Consider the following 17,853-nt stretch of genomic DNA (forward strand, 5'->3'; position numbering starts at 1 on the left):
TCATCCGCACAAGGTGCTTGACAGGGTGGGGTGCATGGATGGACTCAGACATGCAGGGTGGGCCGGTACGTGAGCTCTTGGATGTGGCCGTCGAGCGTCCGGCACTCGATCAGCTCAAGGTCGAAATCGGCGGCTCCCTGGAAGATCGGGTCCAGCCCGGTCTGACCGGTGATCACAGGGAAGAGCGTCACCTGGACGCGGTCGACCAGACCGGCGGCCATCAGGGCTCGGTTCATCGACAGGCTGCCGTGCGAGCGCATCGGTACCTCGGACTCCTCCTTGAGCCGAGCGACGACGTCGACGGCATCGCCCTTCGCGACGTTCGCATCCGGCCAGTCGAGGGGTCCTTCGAGTGTGGTCGACACCACCGTTGCCGGCAGGCTCCTCATCCGTGTGACCCATGGGTCTCGCACCTCGGACTCCTCGGTGCTTGAGGCCAGCATCTGCGCGAACGCCCGATAGGTGTTGGCCCCGAAGATCATCCGCTGCTCCTCGTCGTACAGGGCGAGGCGGTGGTCGAGGAGTTCGGGGCCTTGCTTGCCCCAGTAGCCGGTCCAGTTGCCGCTGGCGGCGCCGAAGCCGTCGAGGCTGGAAAAGACGTCGAATGTGTAGGCAGCGGTCATGATGCTCTCCTCGAGTGCGGTTGATCGCGTGCTGGGAATACAGACAGGCGACCACGGCGAAACTCATCGCCCCGGGGACTCCTGGAGTCAGACCGCTCCGGATGCGAGACAGGAGCTCTACTACGGCCGAGAGGGTGGACGTCCACGCGATCGGCGACACCTTGCGTCGCGGGATGTGCTGCTTTCGTCAGTCCACCGGCCACGTGTGGACCGGCGCGTTGAGGTGCATGTAGTCGATGTACTGCTGTGTCATGCGCCGCAGGGCTTCGTGGCGGCCGCAGTGGTCCGACGCTTCGAAGCGGTGCAGCATCTCCTTCTGCCAGACCGCGCCGTTGCGCGCGGTGACGCACCGCTGCTCGATGATGCCGAGCAGCGGTTCCCGCCAGACCGCGTCCATGCCCGAGCGCTCCAGGCCCTGGTGCGCCAGCGGCAGCAGGCGTCGCAGGACGAGTTCGGGCACCGGTACCTCGCCCGCTCCTGGCCAGTACAGGCGGGCGTCGATGCCCTCTCGTGCCGCGGCGTGCAGGTTGTCCTCCGCGGCCGAGAAGGACATCCGTGACCACACCGGCCGGTCCTCGTCCACCAGAGCGCGGGTGAGGCCGTAGTAGAAGGCGCCGTTGGCGAGGGTATCGGCGACCGTCGGGCCCGCGGGCAGCACGCGGTTCTCCACTCTCAGGTGCGGTCTTCCCTGGGCGACGGCGTAGACCGGACGGTTCCATCGGTAGATCGTGCCGTTGTGCAGGGTGAGTTCGGACAGGTCCGGGGTGTCTCCGCGGTCCAGCGTCTGGGTGGGGTCCTGGTCCTCGCACAGGGGCAGCAGCGCCGGGAAGTAACGCAGGTTCTCCTCGAAGAGATCGAAGACGCTGGTGATCCACCGCTCCCCGAACCATACCCGGGGCCGTACTCCCTGTGCCTTGATCTCCTGCGGGCGGGTGTCCGTCGCCTGCTCGAAGAGCGGGATGCGGGTCTCGTGCGCCAGCTCCTTGCCGAACAGGAAGGGCGAGTTGGCCGCCAGCGCGACCTGGACTCCGGCGATCGCCTGCGCCGCGTTCCAGTAGTCGGCGAACTCCTCCGGTGACACCTGGAGATGGAACTGCGTGCTCGTGCACGCGGCCTCCGGCGTGATGGTGTCCGCGTAGGTCCGCAGTCGGTCGACACCGTTCACCTCGATCAGCAGATCCTCGCCGCGTGCCGCGAAGACCTGCTCGTTGATCAGGTGGTAGCGGGCGTTCTCGGACAGGGCCTTCGGGCCGACGTCTTCCTCCCGCAGGGTGGGCAGGATGCCGATCATGATCAGATGGACGCCGATGGTCCGGGCGCGCTCGTCCGCGTGGTTCAGCGCGGCGCGGATCTCCTCCTCCCAGGCGTCGGGTCCGCCCGCGGTCAGCCGCCGGGGAGGAATGTTGATCTCCAGATTGAACCGGCCCAGCTCGGTGTCCCAGGCGGGATCGGCGATGGCGTCGAGCACGTCACCGCTCCGCATGGTCGGCTCGCCCTCGGCATCGGTCAGATTCAGCTCGATCTCCAGGCCCACCTGAGGGCGCTCCGTGTCGAACCGTGACTCGCGCAGCATCTGTGCGAAGGCGTCGAGACATTCCTGCATCTTGATCCGGTACCGGCGACGGTCCTCGCGGGTGAAGACCAGCGCCGGAACGTCGCGTCCCATCGGCCCTCCTGGGTGGCCCCACGGATACCTCTCCCCTCCAGCGTCGCACCACGGAGCGGGTCTGACCATGCGGGACGGGCCCCACGCCGTGGGCGGGGCCGCGACCGGGGGCCGCCTCAGCTGGCCCCGGCCTGTCCATGGCGTCCGGTCACCGCCACCACGGCGACCGCGCAGAGCCCGCAGAGCCCGCAGAGTCTGCCGAGCCCGCAGACAGAGCACAGCGCACAGCGTAGCGACCGTTCCACCGCGGCCCCGTCCTCCGGAGTGCCCAAGAACCGGTTCGGATCCAGCGCCCGCGGTATCTCCCCGCTCCGCCGGATCTCTCCGTCCACGTACGTGAATGCATACTGCTCGCCACCATCTCGCGCCACCGAAAGGTGGAAGAACGGTTCCCCATGCCGGGCCCAGGACGAACCGGAAAGAGGTGCGGTTGCTGCTCCGGTCAGGCTCCGCGAGCCAGGCCAGGTCACCCGGGTCGAGCGCGGCCGTCCGCCTCGGTGCCTCACCTGCCTGCCTGCCCGCCCCTCGGCGTGCACAGCAGCTCCCGGCCCCGCTCCTCGGTCAGCAGCGGCCCGAGCACCGGGTCGGCCACCCACCCCAGCGGCGCCAGATGGTCCGGCCCCAGCGGCTCCCACAGGGGCAGAGCGTCCATCAGCGTCCGCCATGCCCCGTCGGTGTCTCCCCACCGCGCCAGTTCCCGCGCCCTCTCGACCGCCTCCCCGAAGGGTCCGGCCGCCGTGTACCGGTACGTGCCATTCCTCACCTGATCCAGCGTCGCGTAAGCCAGTGACACCACGTCGTCGTCGGCGCCCCGCAAGTGGAACATCAGCGTGGAGTCGTCCTGGTACGAGTGCGCCGCGTGCTCGGCGACCAGCGGCGGCAGCAGCTCGGGCGCGTACTGCGGGTCCGTCACCAGATCCTCGAAGTACACCATGTAGGTCTGTCCGAGCAGGCGACGTATCTGGTCGCCCAGCCCGGCAGCCCGCGGCCTGCCATACCCCTTGGCCTCGTCCAGCGCCTTCGCAGCCTGCTCCCAGCCGCCGCTCAGCGCTTCCAGCCGGGCTCCCTCCATCAGGCCGTCCAACTGTCGCGTCGTGTCGTTGGCGAACACCGGATCCCCGTCGCTCCGGTGCGTCCGCAGGCTGTGGAACTCCCGGTACATGTCCCGCATGAACTCAAGGAAGTTGGCGTACCGCTCGGGCGGAGCGGCCCGCCAGCTCGCCCATGTGTACACGGCCCACTCACCGTCCTCGTCCACGTCCTCGGGATCCAGGAGGACGTGGGTGATGTCGGACTCGACGTCGAGCTGCAGCCCGCGCCGCCAGATGTCCACCTCCCGCCGCTCCTCGGGCCCGGCGTCCTCGTCCAGGTACTCCTCGAACATGTCCGCGAGTCCCGACTCGTTGTTGTGCCAGCGCGCGCCCTCGGTCCCCGCCAGGAGCCACACAAACCCGCCCGCGTGCCGCCATCCGTCGCTGACCTTGAGGAACTCCCGGTACGACGGGGGCATCCGCTGGCCGAGGCGCTCCTCCATGGCGGCGATTCGCTCCTCGGACGCGGGCGGGAACCCCAGCCACCGCGCTTGCCGCGCGGTCTCGTCGTCCTCGCCCCGCGTCTCGTCGTCCGGAAGGGAATCCGCCCACTCCCCGCTCCACCTGAGCAGGAGGGACCGCCAGTCGAATGCCGTGGTGTCCGTCATACGTCCGATGCTGCCACCCGACACTGACAGTGCTCCGCTGACTGCTGGTAGGTGTCCAAGACGACGACGATGTGGGCGGTGCAGCAATGCGTCCGACCGCTCACGAGGGCGGTTCCGTCCCCGCCTGCTCGCTCACCATGTATTGCGCGTACCAGGTCGGCCAGTCCGGGTCCTCCGCCCCGATGCGTGCCTCGTGCTCGCCGTGCGCCGCCGCGGCCCGCCGCAGCGCGCTCGCAAGGTCCTCGGCCGAGGCGAACGAGGTGGTCGCGGGGTCCAGCCGTCCCGGAAGCCGTGTGGTGATCTCCTGCAGGATCCAGCCGTTGCCGTCCGGGTCGCTGAACGACAGGAAGGAGCCGTAACTGCCGCGTTGAGGATCGGGGCCGGGCACCCGGGCATCAGTGCCGGCGTGGTGGAAGACGCCGCCGGCGTCGTGAAACACATCGCTCGGGTCGGCTCCGCCCCGGCTCAGCTCGTCGCGGGCGGCCTTGATGTCGTCAACGACGAGGTGCAGTCCGCGAGCGGATCCCGAGGGCTGATCGGTGACCGATCTGCCGAAGATGACCGAAGCCGGGGAACCCGGAGGGGTCATCTGCACCACCCGGAAGTCCCCGTCGGTCGCGACGTCCGCGTCGAGTCTCCAGCCCAGCGCCGTGTAGAAGTCCTTGGCCCGGTCGACGTCGGACACCGGCACCACGACAACCTCGAGTTTCATGTCCATGGCTTGTTCCTCTCGTCTCGGACCCCGACGGGATACCGCGACGACGTGATCCGCGAGTGGCGCCGGGCCGCGCCCGAAGGCTTGCTGCGGCTTGGGCCGGGGGCAGTGAACGGGTCAGTGCGCGACGAGCTGCTGGCCGCCGTCGATGTCGTATGTGGCGCCAGTGAGGGCGCTGTTGGCCATGATGTGCAGTGCGAGGGCGGCTACATCCTCAGGTCCGACCACCCGGCCGATGGGCAGTGTCTTCCTCAACTCCTCGCGTCGTGCTTCGAGTTGGTCACCGAGGAGGGAGGCCGACAGCGGTGTGTCCACGAACCCGGCCGCGATGAGGTTGACCCGAACAGGAGCGACCTCCAGTGCCAGGTTGGCGGTCAGGGCCGGCAGCGCCGCGGTGAGAGCGCCCGTCACGGCCATCCCGAGCGCGGGCCGCCGGCCGCCGGTGCCGCCGATGAACAGCAACGTTCCCCCAGCTCTGACCTTGTCCCGGCTCGCCCGCGCCACTGCCAGCATCATCGCGATACGCCCGCCGAAGTCATACCCGGCCTTGGCGAGGTCGAGTTCGGCGATGGGGGTGTACGACGGGCTGCCTGCCGTGACCATCACATGGTCGACCTGCCCAGGCAGCTCTCCGATGAAGCGCTCCAGGCGTTCGACGTCCCGGGCGTCGAACGCGGCCGTGCTCAGCGGGTTCAGTTCGTCCGCGGCCCGCTGGAGGCGTCCGGCGTCGCGCGCCACGAGAACCAGCTCGCCGCCGGCCGCACGTACCTGTCGCGCGGTCTCCAGACCGATGCCCGCGCTGCCTCCCACCACCACGACCGTCTGCCCGGCAAGCCCTCCACGTGCTCCACCGGCTTCTCCATCGGTCCCACTCACAGGGGGTCACCACCCTCAGAACATGGATTCCGCACGTTCCCCGCTCGCGCCTACGAACGCCGGCTTCGGCCCCTGCCGAAGGGAGGTGGTGGAAGGCTCCAGCCTGTTTCGACCAGGTGCGCACCGCGCTCGCCATACCCCTCGGCTGGGGCTTCTTGCGCTGGCCGCGTCATGCCCCATGCCCTCCGGCACAGACCGCCGATTCGACATTCAGTCTGTCACTCGTTCGACTGGACGGCATCCGCGCCGCGGGTCGGGCGGTGGTCGTCGTCGACCGGATTCCAGTCGTGCGACATTGCGTCTCGGGAGGCAGGCCGCGAAGCGCGGATGGCATCGACCTGGCCAGGAGAGTCCACGCAGTCGACAACCGACATGTCGTCAGATCCCGCTGCGTGCGGCAACCGGGATGGGTTCGTCCGTCTCATGAAAGCAGTGGATGCGTTCAGGATGGATGGCGCCGCTGACGATCCTGAAGCTGCCCACAGGCGGTCGACCAAACGATCTCGAACTCATCGGCCGACAACCTTGTTTTCGGGCTCCTGCAACTCGACGTGTCACTGGTTCACCGCGTCGAAGGGCTCGTCGTGCCAGCGCCAGCCGGCGGTGCCGTCGTCGTGGATGTGCAGCATGAACTCAGCGACCGGGCTGCCGTCGGGGAACGTCATGGTGAGCGCACTGCGGATCTGTGTGTGGAAGGCGTCGGCCTGCTCCCAGTCCTCCTCATCGACAGCCCGCTCTTGCTCAGTGAAGAGGAGACGGAACTCTTCAAAGCCAGGAAGGGTCTCCGCTTCGGCATGAGCCCACGGCATGTCGGTGCCGGTCACGGTCAGCCGGGCAATCTCCCGGTCGCCGTGGTGGAGCCGCCAGACGCTGCCGGTTGTCAGGTGCGGGTTGGTCATTTCCCCATGATGGCGATCACCACTGACAGGCGGGGGCGTGAGGGCATCGCACCTTCTCGATCATGGGCACACCTTGGGCACACCATGGGCACGGCCACGGGCACACCATGGGCACGCTCACGGGCACGACCAGCGGGCACCCTGGGCCGGAGGCCGTCCCCCTTGCGCCGGCTGAAACCCCGTGCCAGAAGCTGCCCTCCTGCGTACCGCCTTGTACCGAGCGTTTGACACAAGATTCCGCCCAGGGCATCTTGTACCCACCGCTTGATACAAGATTATCCGGGGGATCTCCATATGCTCGACACCGTCCCGCTCCAGTCCCGGTTCCTCGCCCACGCCGACCACTACGCGCGCTGGTCCGGCCTGGCCATCGGCATCGTGGTCGCTCAGCACTTGGTCACGATGGACAGCGGCGACATCACGATGCCTCTCGTGTTCGCCATCACCGCTTTCGGCCTGTGCGCGGTGGGCGGTGTCCTGCTCGGCGACGCCCTGACCCTGCATCCCCAGGAAGCGGTACGCACAGCGAGCCTCGCCCCGCGGCTGGTCCGAGACCAAGTGCCGCCCCGTATGACGCCCCTGCTTCTTCTGCAGGCGGCGTCCCTCGTCACCATGCTGCTGATGGGGGCGGTCACGGCCTCCTCCGACTTTGACCGCACAGGCAGAGCGGGGCGTGTCATGATCGTCACCTGTGAAGGGATACGCACATCCCTGGGTCCCTGGCCCGGCCTGTACTACAGCGGCCCGATGATCGCCGCCCTCGCGGTCGGAACTCCCGTCTGCGTCTGGGCCCTGCGCCGCATCGCTCACGGCCCGGGCGACGATCAGCAGCGCCGCGATCGCGCGTGGGCGATCACCGGAGCCTGGGGGCTGCTGGTGTCGAGCCAGGTGATGCTCGTCGTCTTGATGCTATTCGTCGCGCTCACGGACAAGGCCTGTGCCGGCCCGCTGGGCGCCGCCACGATCGTGGCGATCTGCCCCCTGGGCCTGCTGAGCATGTTCACCTTCGGATGGTCCCTGGTCACCGTGGTGGCACCCCGGGCGGTCGAAGACGAGGCAGCCGGCGATGGGACGTTCGACGATGAGTGACTCCGCCGTCCGTGTCGACACCACTAGTCAGGTACCGCCGTACGAGCAGATCCGCTCTCAGCTGGCCGCGCTGATCCGCACCGGCCGACTGGCCGAGGGCGAGCGCCTGCCGACCGTGCGCCAGCTCGCGGCTGACCTCGGTCTGGCGCCGGGCACCGTGGCCCGCGCCTACCGCGAGCTGGAGACTACCGAGCTGATCCGCACCCGCCGTGGCGCGGGCACCCGGGTCGCGGCGCTCCCATCAGAATCGCACGCGCACGATGCCAGCCAACTCGCCACTCTGACACGGGACTTCACCTCAGCCGCCCGAGCGCTCGGCGCCGACACCGAGGACATCCTGACCGCCGTCCGCGACGCCCTGGACCCGGGGCCCGCCTCCTCCACGGCCGCCGACGAGAGCGGAGCGGGTGGCCCCAGACGGTAGCCGTCCTCATCGTCGAGTGACCGGAGCTACCACCCCACTCATAGGCTGACCACCGATGCCGCCGCGCGTCGCCGTCGTCAGCGGTGAGGCGAATTGTCCGTGGCCGGAGAGGAGCGGGATGAGTATGGCGACATCAATGCCGTTGTGCGAAGCGGCATTTCGTGACCTGTTCCGGAGGCCCGTACGGTCGGATTCATGGAGTGGAATTTTCAGACGGCCGAAGAACTCGCAGCTGCCTTGCGTGCCGGTGAGGTGACCTCGGCGGAACTGACCGATGAGGCGATCGCCCGTATCGAGCGGGTCGACAAGGCGATCAACGCGATCTGTGTGCCGGACTTCGACCGTGCACGGGCCGCCGCGCGCGGTGCCGACCAGGCGCGCGCCCGCGGTGAGGACCGGCCGCTGCTCGGCATTCCGGTGACGGTCAAAGAGTCCTACAACATCGTCGGGCTGCCCACGACCTGGGGCATGCCGCCGCACCGGAACTACATGCCGGCCGAGGACGCGGTGCAGGTGTCGCGGCTCAAGGCCGCAGGCGCGGTGGTGCTCGGTAAGACCAATGTGCCCTTGGGGCTGCAAGATCTGCAGAGCTTCAACGAGATCCACGGCACCACCAACAACCCGTGGGATCACGTTCGCACGCCCGGTGGATCCTCCGGCGGATCAGCCGCGGCCCTGGCGTCCGGATTCGGCGCGCTGTCCATCGGTTCCGACCTGGCCGGTTCGTTGCGCACCCCAGCACATTTCTGTGGTGTCTACGCACACAAGCCGACGCTCGGGCTGGCGGCGACCCGCGGTATGGTCCCGCCGCCCGGCCCAGCATTGCCGGCCGAACTTGACCTCGCCGTCGTCGGTCCGATGGCGCGCACTGCCCGCGATCTCACGCTCCTGCTCGACGTCATGGCCGGACCGGACCCGCTGACGCTCGGTGTGGCGCACGCCTTGACGCTGCCGCCCGCGCGCCACGAGCGGCTCTGCGAATTCCGGGTTCTGGTGCTCGACAAGCATCCACTCATTCCGACCGGGGCCGCTGTGCGGGCGGGCGTGAACCGGGTGGCGGACGCGCTCGCCGACAGTGGCGCCCGCGTCGAACGGCACACTCCGGTACTGCCCGATCTGACCGAAGCCGCGATGCTCTACACGCAGTTGCTGTTTTCGGGCTCCGTTGCACGTTTTCCCGTCGAAGCGTACGAGCAGCTGCAGACTCGCGCCGCCGGACTGAGCGCGGACGACCAGAGTCTCGATGCGGCGCGGCTGCGCGGCATGGTGTTCAGCCACCGCGACTGGATCGAGGCGAACAGCCGTCGCGAGCTCCACCGCCACGGCTGGCGGCAGCTCTTCGCCGAGTTCGACGCCGTGGTGTGTCCCATCACGCCCACCCCCGCGTTCCCGCACGACCACAACCCCGACCTGATGAAACGCCGGATCGACATCGACGGCGTCGAGTACCCGTACTTCGACCAGCTCGTCTGGGCCGGCCTGGCCTCCATGCCAGGCCTACCCGCCACCGCCATACCCGCGGGCCGGTCCGCCGAGGGTCTGCCGGTGGGAGTGCAGCTCATCGGTCCGATGTTCGAGGACCGCACCCCGCTGCGGCTGGCCGAACTGCTCGAGCAGGAGATCGGCGGCTTCCAGGCGCCGAGGTAGGGCGCACCACGAAGGCGACGAAGTGCGTCGGCCACTCGCTCGCAGATCAGGCCGCACCGGCGCCGCACCGCTGCTGGAGAGAAAGCTGCGGCACAACACGGTTCGGTCAGGAACGGTGCGGCTCGGCGGCTACGGTGTGGCCGTAGCGTGCGCCACAGGTGTGGTGCTGTCGCTGGATCTGGTGAGTGGGCGGCGGGGCAGCTTCGCGTAAGTCCAAAGTTCCGGCAGGTCAGCGGATATTGGACGGGATGTCAGGCACCGCAACGGGACGGAGCACCGTCAGAGAGTGTTCCTGGCGAGCCATCATCGCAAAGGGGAACCTGTCGATCTCCAAGCAGAGATCGACATCGTCTGGGTGGTATCCGCTCCGCAGCCCACCGGCGAGGTCTGCCGCGGCACGAGAAGTCCTCGCGCGGTGGAGATACGGGGCCGCCTCGACATCGCCTCCGGCCATGGATCGAGCAATGAATTCGGCGCAGGCCAGGTCCTCGTCGGCCTGGCCACCCTCGCCGGTGACAACGAACGTCACCGGACCGGAATCCTTGGTCTGCAGGAACCGCGCGGTCGGGCCGGCCACCACGAAGCTCGCGCACAAGACCAGCGGCGCGTTCGCGACGGCCAGCGCGCCCACGGTCCCGGCCGTCGTCTTCTGCACCAGCGTGCGGCCGGTGAAATCGCATGACCTGAGCAAGCCGGGTGAGTTCACCGCGTCGAATCCCGCTGCTGGAGCCCCGTCCTTCAAAGCCAGCCAACCCGAGTGGCTCTCCTTCAAGGCAAGTGCCTCACGCTCGGTTGAGGCCAGGACGATCCTCTCGACGCCACGCGAGAAGGCCCAGGCAGCCACAGTGAAGGCGCGCATGACGTCGATGACGACTGCGACACGGGGAACGCCCGTCAACTCCGGGATGCCAACGAAGTGATGGTCCATCGCGCCATTCTGACGCCCCTGGATCATCCGAAGGGCACGATTGATCTGGCCGCGGTCGGGATGACGGTCAGCGAAGCGATTCCGGTGCCCGTCGGATCCCGTCGGAGCAGTGGGGCGATCAAGCAGGCGGTCTCCGCGGCCCTGATCGTGCAAGGCGCCGGCATCACCCACCACCATACGGTGGGCCGGGGGACCGCCGGCCTTGGTGCGACCGGCAGCGCCCCGACCCCTTCGCCGCCGCCCTGCGGGCGGGCAAGGCCGTGCTGGACCCGTCCGGGATCCTCAATCCCGGCGTCGTGATCGATCTCCTTTGCTGACACGACGGTGACGAGGCGTCGTGGCCCCCGTGGGCCCCATGGCCCCCGCGGTCCCGGACGCGGCTACCAGCCGACGGCGACCAGCAGCCACTGCGGGTTGCCGTGGGAGATGAACGAGGACTGACCCGCGACGTCGTCGTAGGGGAAGCCGTAGGCCAGGTGGTTGATGGCGTTGTCGTGCCAGAACTTGGCGTAGTAGTTTCCGGGCGCCGCCTTGTAGTACTGGGCTGGGTCGCCCTGTTGGGAGGCCGGCAGGGTGGCCACATGGCGGTTGAGGGCAGCGCACATGTCGGGGTTGCTCGCGAGAGCCGCCGCGCAGCCGAAGATGTCGGAAGTGGCGGCGTTGACGCCCACGGACTGGGCGTAGGCGGTGAAGTAGTTCGCGTTGGCCCCGCCCGCCCGGAAGCTCGGGTCGCTGCCGGGTGCGGTGATCCGGTACGGGGCCTGGCTCTGGGCCAGCACCTTGAACTGGTCGGGAACGGCGGCGGTGAACCGCTGGAAGGTGGTCGCGCGGTCCTCGGCGAAGGTCCCCCGGTCCTCACCGACCTCGACGTCGTACCCGTCCTTGGTGTGCAGGCGCATGGCCAGTTTCAGGCCGAAGGCGTCGACCCTGGTCGTGTTGCCGTTGAAGACGTTGTTGCCGACGGTGAACTCGATGAAGTCGTAGTAGGCACCGCCCGGAGAACCGAGGTAGAAGTACATGCGGCCCGCGGAGTTCGCCGGCATGTCGAGGTACGGCTGCTCGGCTATGGAGTGGACCTGGCCATTGAAGCTCCAGTACACCTGGCTGTCGGGGTACTTGCCGTTGGTGCGGTTGAGGATCTTCACTTCGACGGCGTTGTTCGCGGCGGGTATGTCACTGGTCGTGCCCCAGAAGGCGTCCGGTGGGGTGGTGCTTCCGGGCCCGTACACCTGGAACTCCCACAGGGAGTAGCCGTAAGGGGTGGCTCGCGCCGTTCCGAGGATGCGCACGTATCTGGCGCTGCCGGAGATGGCGATGTTCTGGGTGCCACCGGTGCCGGTTGTCGTGGAGAACGTTGTGGCCCAGGTGTTCGCGTCGGTGGAGGTCTGGATCTGGAAGGCCGTGGCGTAGGCGGCCTCCCAGTTCAGGGTGACGCGGGTGAGCTGCTGGACGGAACCGAGGTCGACACGCAGCCATTGCGGGTCGGAGAAGGCCGAGGACCACCGGGTCCCGGTATTGCCGTCGACCGCGGCCCCTGCCGGGAAGGAGCCGTTCTCGACCGACGACGCCGTGGCGGGGCGCCCCTGGGAGAGCAGTTGGTCGGCGGCTTGCGCGGGTGACGGGGTCAGGACGGCGACGCAGGCGGCGAGCAGGACGACGACCAGACCGAGAGCCGTACGGGCCCGTGCGGTCATGCCCGACGGTGCGGTCATGCCCGACGGTCCCTGGGGAGGGGCGCTGGTTAAGGACTGCATGCGGAGTCTCCTCGTGCCGAGTCGGCGTGTGTGGGGGCGGAGCAACAGCAGACGGAGAGCGCTCTCTCCGGGTTGTATCCCCACACGTTCCAGACGTCAACAACTGAAGCCGAAATGAAGGAAGTTCGGGTGTCCGGCACAGCAGAGCACCATCTGGCGCCTCCTGTGCCGCGTCCGACCGCCCGACGTCTTCGGACCCCGACGGCTCGACCGGCCTGTGGTCGTGCCACGCATTCAAGACTTGGCTTCTCGCGCAGAAGGGCGCCCGCGAGGCAGCGGGACCTCGGGTGCGGGTCATGCTCCCCACCCGCGAGGCATGGCCCTAGGCGGCTATGGGGCGCCGGTCAGCTGCGCCGTCGGCGGGATTCGACGACGATGGGCGCCTTCTCCTGGAACGGGCTCCGACCTGGAGAAATTCAGGTGGCAGGCAAGGCTGGGCCGCTTTAGGATCGGGCGCTTCGCCTTCTGTCCCCTTGCCTCCGATCGGCCCTCACGTGAAGTTCTTGATTCCTGGCGTGCTGCGCGATGAGCCTCAGTTCGCCCGCCTGTTCATCGGGCAGTCGCTTTCGGTGCTGGGCGACCGTGTTTCGTTCGTAGCCGTCCCCTTTGCCGTGCTCTCGGTCGGCGGGTCCGCTTCCGACGTCGGGCTGGTAGCGGCCGCCGGGCTGTTTCCCATGCTGCTCTTCGCCCTGGTGGGTGGTGTGTGGGCGGACCGTTTCCGGCGGCACCGCGTCATGCTGGTCTCCGACGTGGTGCGGTGTGCTGTGCAGGGGCTCATCGCCGCACTGCTGATCACCGGTGCTGCCAAGATTTCGCACCTTGTGCTGCTCATGCTGGTGTTCGGCACAGCAGACGCGTTCTTCATGCCCGCTGCCACGGGGCTCATGCCGCTGGTGGTCGGGCCTGACCGGCTGCGGGAGGCGAATGCCCTGCGTGGGTTCACCCAGTCGTCCGCGCTGGTGCTCGGTCCGGCCCTGGCCGGCGGCGTGGTCGCGTTGCTCGGCCCCGGCGGAGCTCTGGCACTGGACGCGTTGACCTTCGCGGTCAGCGCCGCGTTCCTTGCCCGACTGAGACCTCGTAGTACGGCTCAGGAGGCAGCGGAGCCCACCGCAGGGGGATCGTTCCTGAAGGAAGTGCGCGCTGGTTGGGTGCAGGTGCGCAGCCGGACATGGGTGTGGTCGGGCATGGCCGCCATAGCGGTCTATCACGTTGTCGTGCTGCCGTCGGTGTTCGTGCTGGGGCCTGTCCTGGCCGAACAGGAGTGGGGCGGTGCGGCAAGCTGGTCGACAGTGACCGCAGGCTTCGGTATCGGCTCCATCGTCGGAGATGTGTGTGCCTACCGGCTGAAGGTCCCGCGTCCCATGGCCCTCGCCGCCGCAGGGCTCGCCGTGGGCTCCTGCCAGGCCATCATTATCGGATCCGGCACCTCACTCGCCATGATCACGATCCTCGAAGCGGTCACCGGTGTCGGCGTCTCGCTCTTCTTCGTGCTGTGGGAGACCGCGCTGCAGACGCACGTGCCCGAAGCCGCCCTGTCCCGCGTGAGCTCGTACGACTACCTGCTGTCGGCCGGACTCATGCCTCTGGGCCTTGCGCTGGCCGGTCCGGTGTCCGAATCTCTCGGCGTGCGACCCACCCTTTACGCGATGACAGCCCTCGCGGTCCCCGCTGCCCTCGCGCTGCTCTGCGTCCCAGCCGTACGACGCCTCCCCGCGCATGCCTTGGGCGCGGCAAACGGCAGTGGCAGCGTCCTCGCTGTCTCACCGCAGGCCTGACAGCCTGGCTCAGGGGCGCCTGACGGCGGGCCGCCCGCCGCGGGGGGTCCGACGGCGGGCGGCCGGCCGCGGTGAGTCGCCGGATCTGCTCTGCGGCGCCGACGGGCGGGGGAGTCGACGCGCGGGCTGAGTGATCCGTCAGGATTCCCGTCGAGCGACGCGTGAACCGACCCATCCCCACGCCCCGCCGGAACCGCCCGCCCCCTGTGGTCGTCTTGTGCGCTGACTGTGTACGAAGCAGGGATATGGGGGATGTTGTGACGCGGAACGTGACGAAGGCCGGTCTCCTGATGGTGGCCATGGCGACGGTGCTCGGGGCCTCGGCCTGCGGCGGGGACGCCGGCGCGGCGGCCGCGGGGAACGGCGGGACGCTTCCCGCGCACGGGAAGGGGGAGTCCGTGGCGCCCTTCGAGGACGGGGCGTCGTCCGGCTCGGCGCCGACGTCTCCCGGCAGCGTGGGGAAGTTGTCGGGGGTCGCGCGGACCACGGCGTCGCCCATCACCCGGCACGTGCCATGGAACCTGGACATTCTGGACCAGCGGTCGCGGCCGCTGAACGGGAAGTTCACCACCACCGCCACGGGCAAGGGCGTTCACGTCTATGTGATCGACACCGGGATGGACATCGCGCACAAGGAGTTCGGCGGACGCGCCCACCTCGGCGCCGACTTCGTGGGCCCGAAGGACTCCGGTGACTGCTTCAGCGAGGCGGGCATTGGCCACGGCACGTTCGTCGCGGGCATTATCGGCGGAACGAAGTACGGGGTGGCGCCCAAGGCGGAGCTCGTACGGGTCCAGGGTGTCCTGTGCGAGAGCGAGGGCAGCGGTTCCCCGGCGGCGGCCGAGGCGGCCGTGGTGAAGTCGGTCAAGTGGGTGACCGCGCACGCGCAGAAGCCTGCGGTGGTGAACATGTCGCTCAACTTCGACCACCGGTCGGCGGCCGTGGAGTCCGCCGTGAAGAAGATGGTGGACGCGGGGATCCCGACGGTGGTGTCGGCCGGTAACTTCCATGACGACGCCTGCAAGCACTCCCCGGCCGGTGTCCCCGGCACGATCGTCGTCGCGGCCTCCACCTCGAACGACCGCGCGTGGAGCGACGGCGGCTCCTACGGATCGGGTTACGGACGGTGCGTGGACCTGTACGCCCCCGGCCAGAAGTTGACCGCCGCCCTCTCCGGCGGCGGTACGACCACGGAGAACGACGGCGCGACGTCCTGGGCCGCGCCGCATGCGACCGGCGTGATCGCGCTGTACCTGTCGGCACACCCCCACGCCACGGCTCACGAGGTCCACGTCTGGCTGGACCGCACCGCCACCCGTGGTGTCGTGCGCGGCGTCCGCTCCGACACTCCCAACCGGCTGCTCAACACCGGCGGCCTCTGACCCGCCCCGGCCGCCCCGGCCGCACGGTCACCCGGTGAGGGTTTTCGGCGGACCGCACGTCGCGCGGCGCGGTCCGCCTCACTCCTGCCCGGAATGTGGGCGGCACCGGACGGCGGGGGAGTGGTCGGATGGCCCGAACGCTGTTCGGAGTACGTGACGCGGCACACATGTCCCTCCGGGCATCCCGCGCACCAGCCACTTCACCCGGTTCGCGTGTGGTGACCGACTGTCAGAACGCCCAATTCCGCATTTAGTACCTGGGGTTACATCTGCGGGGCCGGTCGGACTTGCTATCGTGTTACTCGTTGGTAGCAATCCGTAGGGGGCCACGGGGAGCCGGCGCGAGCACCGCCGCCGCTTCCCGGGCGGATTGGTCGAGAAGGACGTTCTGGCAAGGGGGCCAGGCGGACCCGGCATCTGCGCGTACCTATGACGCGGCCTCTGAACTCCAGTCTTCTCGCTCACTTATCCGAACAGGTGAGACTCCTCTTATGGCTCGTTCCCTGGTCGATCTACTGACCACGCACGCCTCCCGACAGCCCGACCGGACTGCCTACCGGTACCTCGTCACGGGTGACTGCGACGGAGAGATCCAGGACATCTCCTACGGGCGGCTCGCCGAGCGGTCCCGGGCCGTCGCCGCCTGGCTGCAGGAGCGCGGCCTGGCCGGTTCCCGCGCCATGCTGCTGTACCCGCCCGGCATCGAGTTCATCTGCGGTTACCTCGGCTGTCTTTCGGCCGGAGTCGTCGCCGTGCCGGGCCTGCCCCCGCTGGGTCGGTCGCAGAACCACCGCGCCCTGCTCCGGATGAAGCGCCTGATCGCCGACGCGGACGCCAAGGTGATCCTGGGCAGCCGCGAGGTGATCGCGGCCCTCGCCACCATGTCGGAACACCTGCCCGAACTGGCCGAGATCACCTGCGTCGCCACCGAGGACATCCCCGACGAGGCGGCCGGTTCCTGGCGCGAACCCGACCTCACCGCCGACTCGGTCGCCTTCCTCCAGTACACCTCCGGGTCCACCTCTGCCCCGCGCGGGGTGATGGTGACCCACGGGAATCTGCTGGACAACGAGCGGGTCATCACGGAGCGGATGGGCCACACTCCCGATGTGATCGAGGAGTACGACCATGAACTCTTCGTCAGCTGGCTGCCCGTCTACCACGACATGGGCCTCATCGGCCCGGTCCTGAACGCGGCCTACCTCGGCGTGACCGCCACTCTCTTCTCTCCGCTGCACTTCCTGCAGCGGCCCGAGCGCTGGCTGACCGCCATCAGCCGGTACCGCCCGCACACCAGCGGCGGCCCCAACTTCGCGTACGAATTGTGCCTGAAGCACGCCACTCCCGACCTTCTCGACGGCCTCGACCTGAGTCGGTGGAAGGTCGCCTTCAACGGCGCCGAACCGGTGCGGGCCGCGACCCTGCGCCGGTTCACCGAGACCTTCGGCGCGGCCGGCTTCCGCCGTGAGGCCCTGTATCCGTGCTACGGCCTGGCCGAGGCCACGCTCATCGTCACCGGCAGCTCGGTGCACGCCCCGCCCACCCTGGCCACTGCCACTGCCACTGCCACTGCCACTGCCACCTCCACCGACGGGACCGGGCCGCACGCCGACGCGGCGGAGTCCAGGTCGGCGGACGCGGCAGCGGTCGGCTCCGGCCGGCCCGGCCCCGGCATCACCGTGGTGATCGCCGACCCCGAACGGCAGGAGGAGCTGCCCGAGGGCGAGGTCGGCGAGATCTGGGTCTCCGGCGCGAGTGTCGCCAAGGGCTACTGGCGCAACGCGCTCGCCACCCGGCAGACCTTCCGGGCCACCCTCAGGGGTCGCGAGGGCCGTTTCCTGCGCACCGGCGACCTCGGATTCCTGCGGGACGGCGAACTCTTCGTCACCGGCCGTCTGAAGGACCTGATGGTCATCGACGGACGCAACCACTACCCGCAGGACCTGGAACTGTCCGCCGAGATGTCCCACTGGGCGCTGCGGCCCGGCTGCACCGCCGCCTTCTCCGTGGACGGCGGAAGGGAGGGCGAGCAGCCCGTCGTCGTCGCCGAGACGGCACCGGAGGCGGCGGGCGAGGCCGAGAAGATCATCGATCAGATCCGCGGCGCGATCGGCGAGGCGCACGGCCTGCCGCTCCGCGACGTCGTGCTCGTCCACCCCGGCACCATCCCCAAGACGTCCAGCGGGAAGATCCAGCGCCGTGCCTCCCGGGCGGCGTATCTCGACGGCACTCTCTCCCTGGTCGGCGGACCCGCGACGAGATGACCTCCCCCGCCGGCGGCGTGCCCACGCGCCGTCGGCGGCTCAACGGCGGCCTCGCGTAGGCCTGTTGCTCGGACGCAGGTCGTCGCTACGTCGGTCGTGCGTCGGTGCCATG

Annotated in this window: 13 protein-coding genes and 2 pseudogenes; 7 read left to right on the top strand and 8 right to left on the bottom strand. The window is 69.0% G+C overall.

The annotated features are described in order from the left end of the window. Positions 1–44 precede the first annotated feature (44 nt). The 6 genes and pseudogenes from ABZX90_RS10910 to ABZX90_RS10935 form a co-directional block, all read right to left on the bottom strand. Positions 45–623, bottom strand: a complete 579-nt coding sequence (locus tag ABZX90_RS10910; RefSeq protein ID WP_355203495.1) for a dihydrofolate reductase family protein — start codon at positions 621–623, stop codon at positions 45–47. Between the two features lie 187 nt (positions 624–810). Continuing rightward, positions 811–2,289: a glutamate--cysteine ligase gene (locus ABZX90_RS10915; protein ID WP_351134358.1), complete on the bottom strand. Its 1,479-nt coding sequence runs from the start codon at positions 2,287–2,289 to the stop codon at positions 811–813. Between the two features lie 230 nt (positions 2,290–2,519). Beyond that, a pseudogene (locus tag ABZX90_RS10920) lies at positions 2,520–3,988 on the bottom strand (SMI1/KNR4 family protein); the annotation flags it as partial. A gap of 100 nt (positions 3,989–4,088) precedes the next feature. Then, positions 4,089–4,706 carry a VOC family protein gene (locus tag ABZX90_RS10925; RefSeq protein WP_355203498.1) on the bottom strand — a complete coding sequence of 206 codons (618 nt, stop codon included), beginning with the start codon at positions 4,704–4,706 and terminating at the stop codon, positions 4,089–4,091. 114 nt (positions 4,707–4,820) lie between these two features. Next, a complete protein-coding gene (locus tag ABZX90_RS10930) occupies positions 4,821–5,579 on the bottom strand; it encodes an SDR family oxidoreductase (protein WP_355203501.1) in 759 nt (252 codons plus the stop codon). Positions 5,580–6,133: 554 nt separating this feature from the next. Continuing rightward, the gene (locus tag ABZX90_RS10935) at positions 6,134–6,478 is read right to left on the bottom strand and encodes a hypothetical protein (RefSeq protein WP_355203504.1); all 345 of its coding nucleotides are present in this window, start codon (positions 6,476–6,478) and stop codon (positions 6,134–6,136) included. 294 nt (positions 6,479–6,772) lie between these two features. Between ABZX90_RS10935 and ABZX90_RS10940 the strand changes: the two genes are divergently transcribed. The 3 genes from ABZX90_RS10940 to ABZX90_RS10950 all read left to right on the top strand — a co-directional run bounded on the left by ABZX90_RS10940 (position 6,773) and on the right by ABZX90_RS10950 (position 9,638). Then, a complete protein-coding gene (locus tag ABZX90_RS10940; protein WP_351134350.1) occupies positions 6,773–7,567 on the top strand; it encodes a hypothetical protein in 795 nt (264 codons plus the stop codon). Then, on the top strand, positions 7,560–7,991 hold the full coding sequence (locus ABZX90_RS10945; RefSeq protein ID WP_355203507.1) for a GntR family transcriptional regulator: 432 nt from the start codon (positions 7,560–7,562) through the stop codon (positions 7,989–7,991). The genes ABZX90_RS10940 and ABZX90_RS10945 overlap by 8 nt, the downstream gene beginning before the upstream one ends. A gap of 195 nt (positions 7,992–8,186) precedes the next feature. Next, entirely contained in the window at positions 8,187–9,638 is a 1,452-nt protein-coding gene (locus ABZX90_RS10950) for an amidase (RefSeq protein WP_355203510.1), read from the top strand. Between the two features lie 229 nt (positions 9,639–9,867). Here ABZX90_RS10950 and ABZX90_RS10955 read toward each other — a convergent pair whose 3' ends face one another. Further along, positions 9,868–10,566, bottom strand: coding sequence for a 2-phosphosulfolactate phosphatase (locus ABZX90_RS10955; protein WP_355203513.1), 699 nt, complete (start codon positions 10,564–10,566; stop codon positions 9,868–9,870). Between the two features lie 150 nt (positions 10,567–10,716). Here ABZX90_RS10955 and ABZX90_RS10960 point away from each other — a divergent pair. Further along, positions 10,717–10,883, top strand: a pseudogene (locus ABZX90_RS10960) (FAD-linked oxidase C-terminal domain-containing protein); the annotation flags it as partial. 63 nt (positions 10,884–10,946) lie between these two features. Here the strand turns inward: ABZX90_RS10960 and ABZX90_RS10965 are convergent. Beyond that, positions 10,947–12,278: a beta-1,3-glucanase family protein gene (locus tag ABZX90_RS10965; protein WP_355203616.1), complete on the bottom strand. Its 1,332-nt coding sequence runs from the start codon at positions 12,276–12,278 to the stop codon at positions 10,947–10,949. 536 nt (positions 12,279–12,814) lie between these two features. On the opposite strand from ABZX90_RS10965, the gene ABZX90_RS10970 reads away from it, so the two are divergent. From ABZX90_RS10970 to ABZX90_RS10980, 3 genes are all read left to right on the top strand, one after another. Next, a complete protein-coding gene (locus ABZX90_RS10970) occupies positions 12,815–14,095 on the top strand; it encodes an MFS transporter (protein WP_351134340.1) in 1,281 nt (426 codons plus the stop codon). Positions 14,096–14,352: 257 nt separating this feature from the next. Then, positions 14,353–15,477, top strand: coding sequence for a S8 family peptidase (locus tag ABZX90_RS10975; protein ID WP_355203516.1), 1,125 nt, complete (start codon positions 14,353–14,355; stop codon positions 15,475–15,477). A gap of 491 nt (positions 15,478–15,968) precedes the next feature. Next, entirely contained in the window at positions 15,969–17,741 is a 1,773-nt protein-coding gene (locus ABZX90_RS10980) for a fatty acyl-AMP ligase (protein WP_355203519.1), read from the top strand. Positions 17,742–17,853 lie beyond the last annotated feature (112 nt).

The organism is Streptomyces sp. NPDC002935, assembly GCF_040611295.1.
GTDB lineage: Bacteria > Actinomycetota > Actinomycetes > Streptomycetales > Streptomycetaceae > Streptomyces.

Excerpts from the sequence above, each read along its gene's own strand:
- ABZX90_RS10910 (WP_355203495.1), bottom strand. The coding sequence starts at position 623 with ATGACCGCTGCCTACACATTCGACGTCTTTTCCAGCCTCGACGGCTTC.
- ABZX90_RS10915 (WP_351134358.1), bottom strand. The coding sequence starts at position 2,289 with ATGGGACGCGACGTTCCGGCGCTGGTCTTCACCCGCGAGGACCGTCGC.
- ABZX90_RS10925 (WP_355203498.1), bottom strand. The coding sequence starts at position 4,706 with ATGGACATGAAACTCGAGGTTGTCGTGGTGCCGGTGTCCGACGTCGAC.
- ABZX90_RS10935 (WP_355203504.1), bottom strand. The coding sequence starts at position 6,478 with ATGACCAACCCGCACCTGACAACCGGCAGCGTCTGGCGGCTCCACCAC.
- ABZX90_RS10940 (WP_351134350.1), top strand. The coding sequence starts at position 6,773 with ATGCTCGACACCGTCCCGCTCCAGTCCCGGTTCCTCGCCCACGCCGAC.
- ABZX90_RS10945 (WP_355203507.1), top strand. The coding sequence starts at position 7,560 with ATGAGTGACTCCGCCGTCCGTGTCGACACCACTAGTCAGGTACCGCCG.
- ABZX90_RS10950 (WP_355203510.1), top strand. The coding sequence starts at position 8,187 with ATGGAGTGGAATTTTCAGACGGCCGAAGAACTCGCAGCTGCCTTGCGT.
- ABZX90_RS10955 (WP_355203513.1), bottom strand. The coding sequence starts at position 10,566 with ATGGACCATCACTTCGTTGGCATCCCGGAGTTGACGGGCGTTCCCCGT.
- ABZX90_RS10965 (WP_355203616.1), bottom strand. The coding sequence starts at position 12,278 with ATGACCGCACCGTCGGGCATGACCGCACGGGCCCGTACGGCTCTCGGT.
- ABZX90_RS10980 (WP_355203519.1), top strand. The coding sequence starts at position 15,969 with ATGGCTCGTTCCCTGGTCGATCTACTGACCACGCACGCCTCCCGACAG.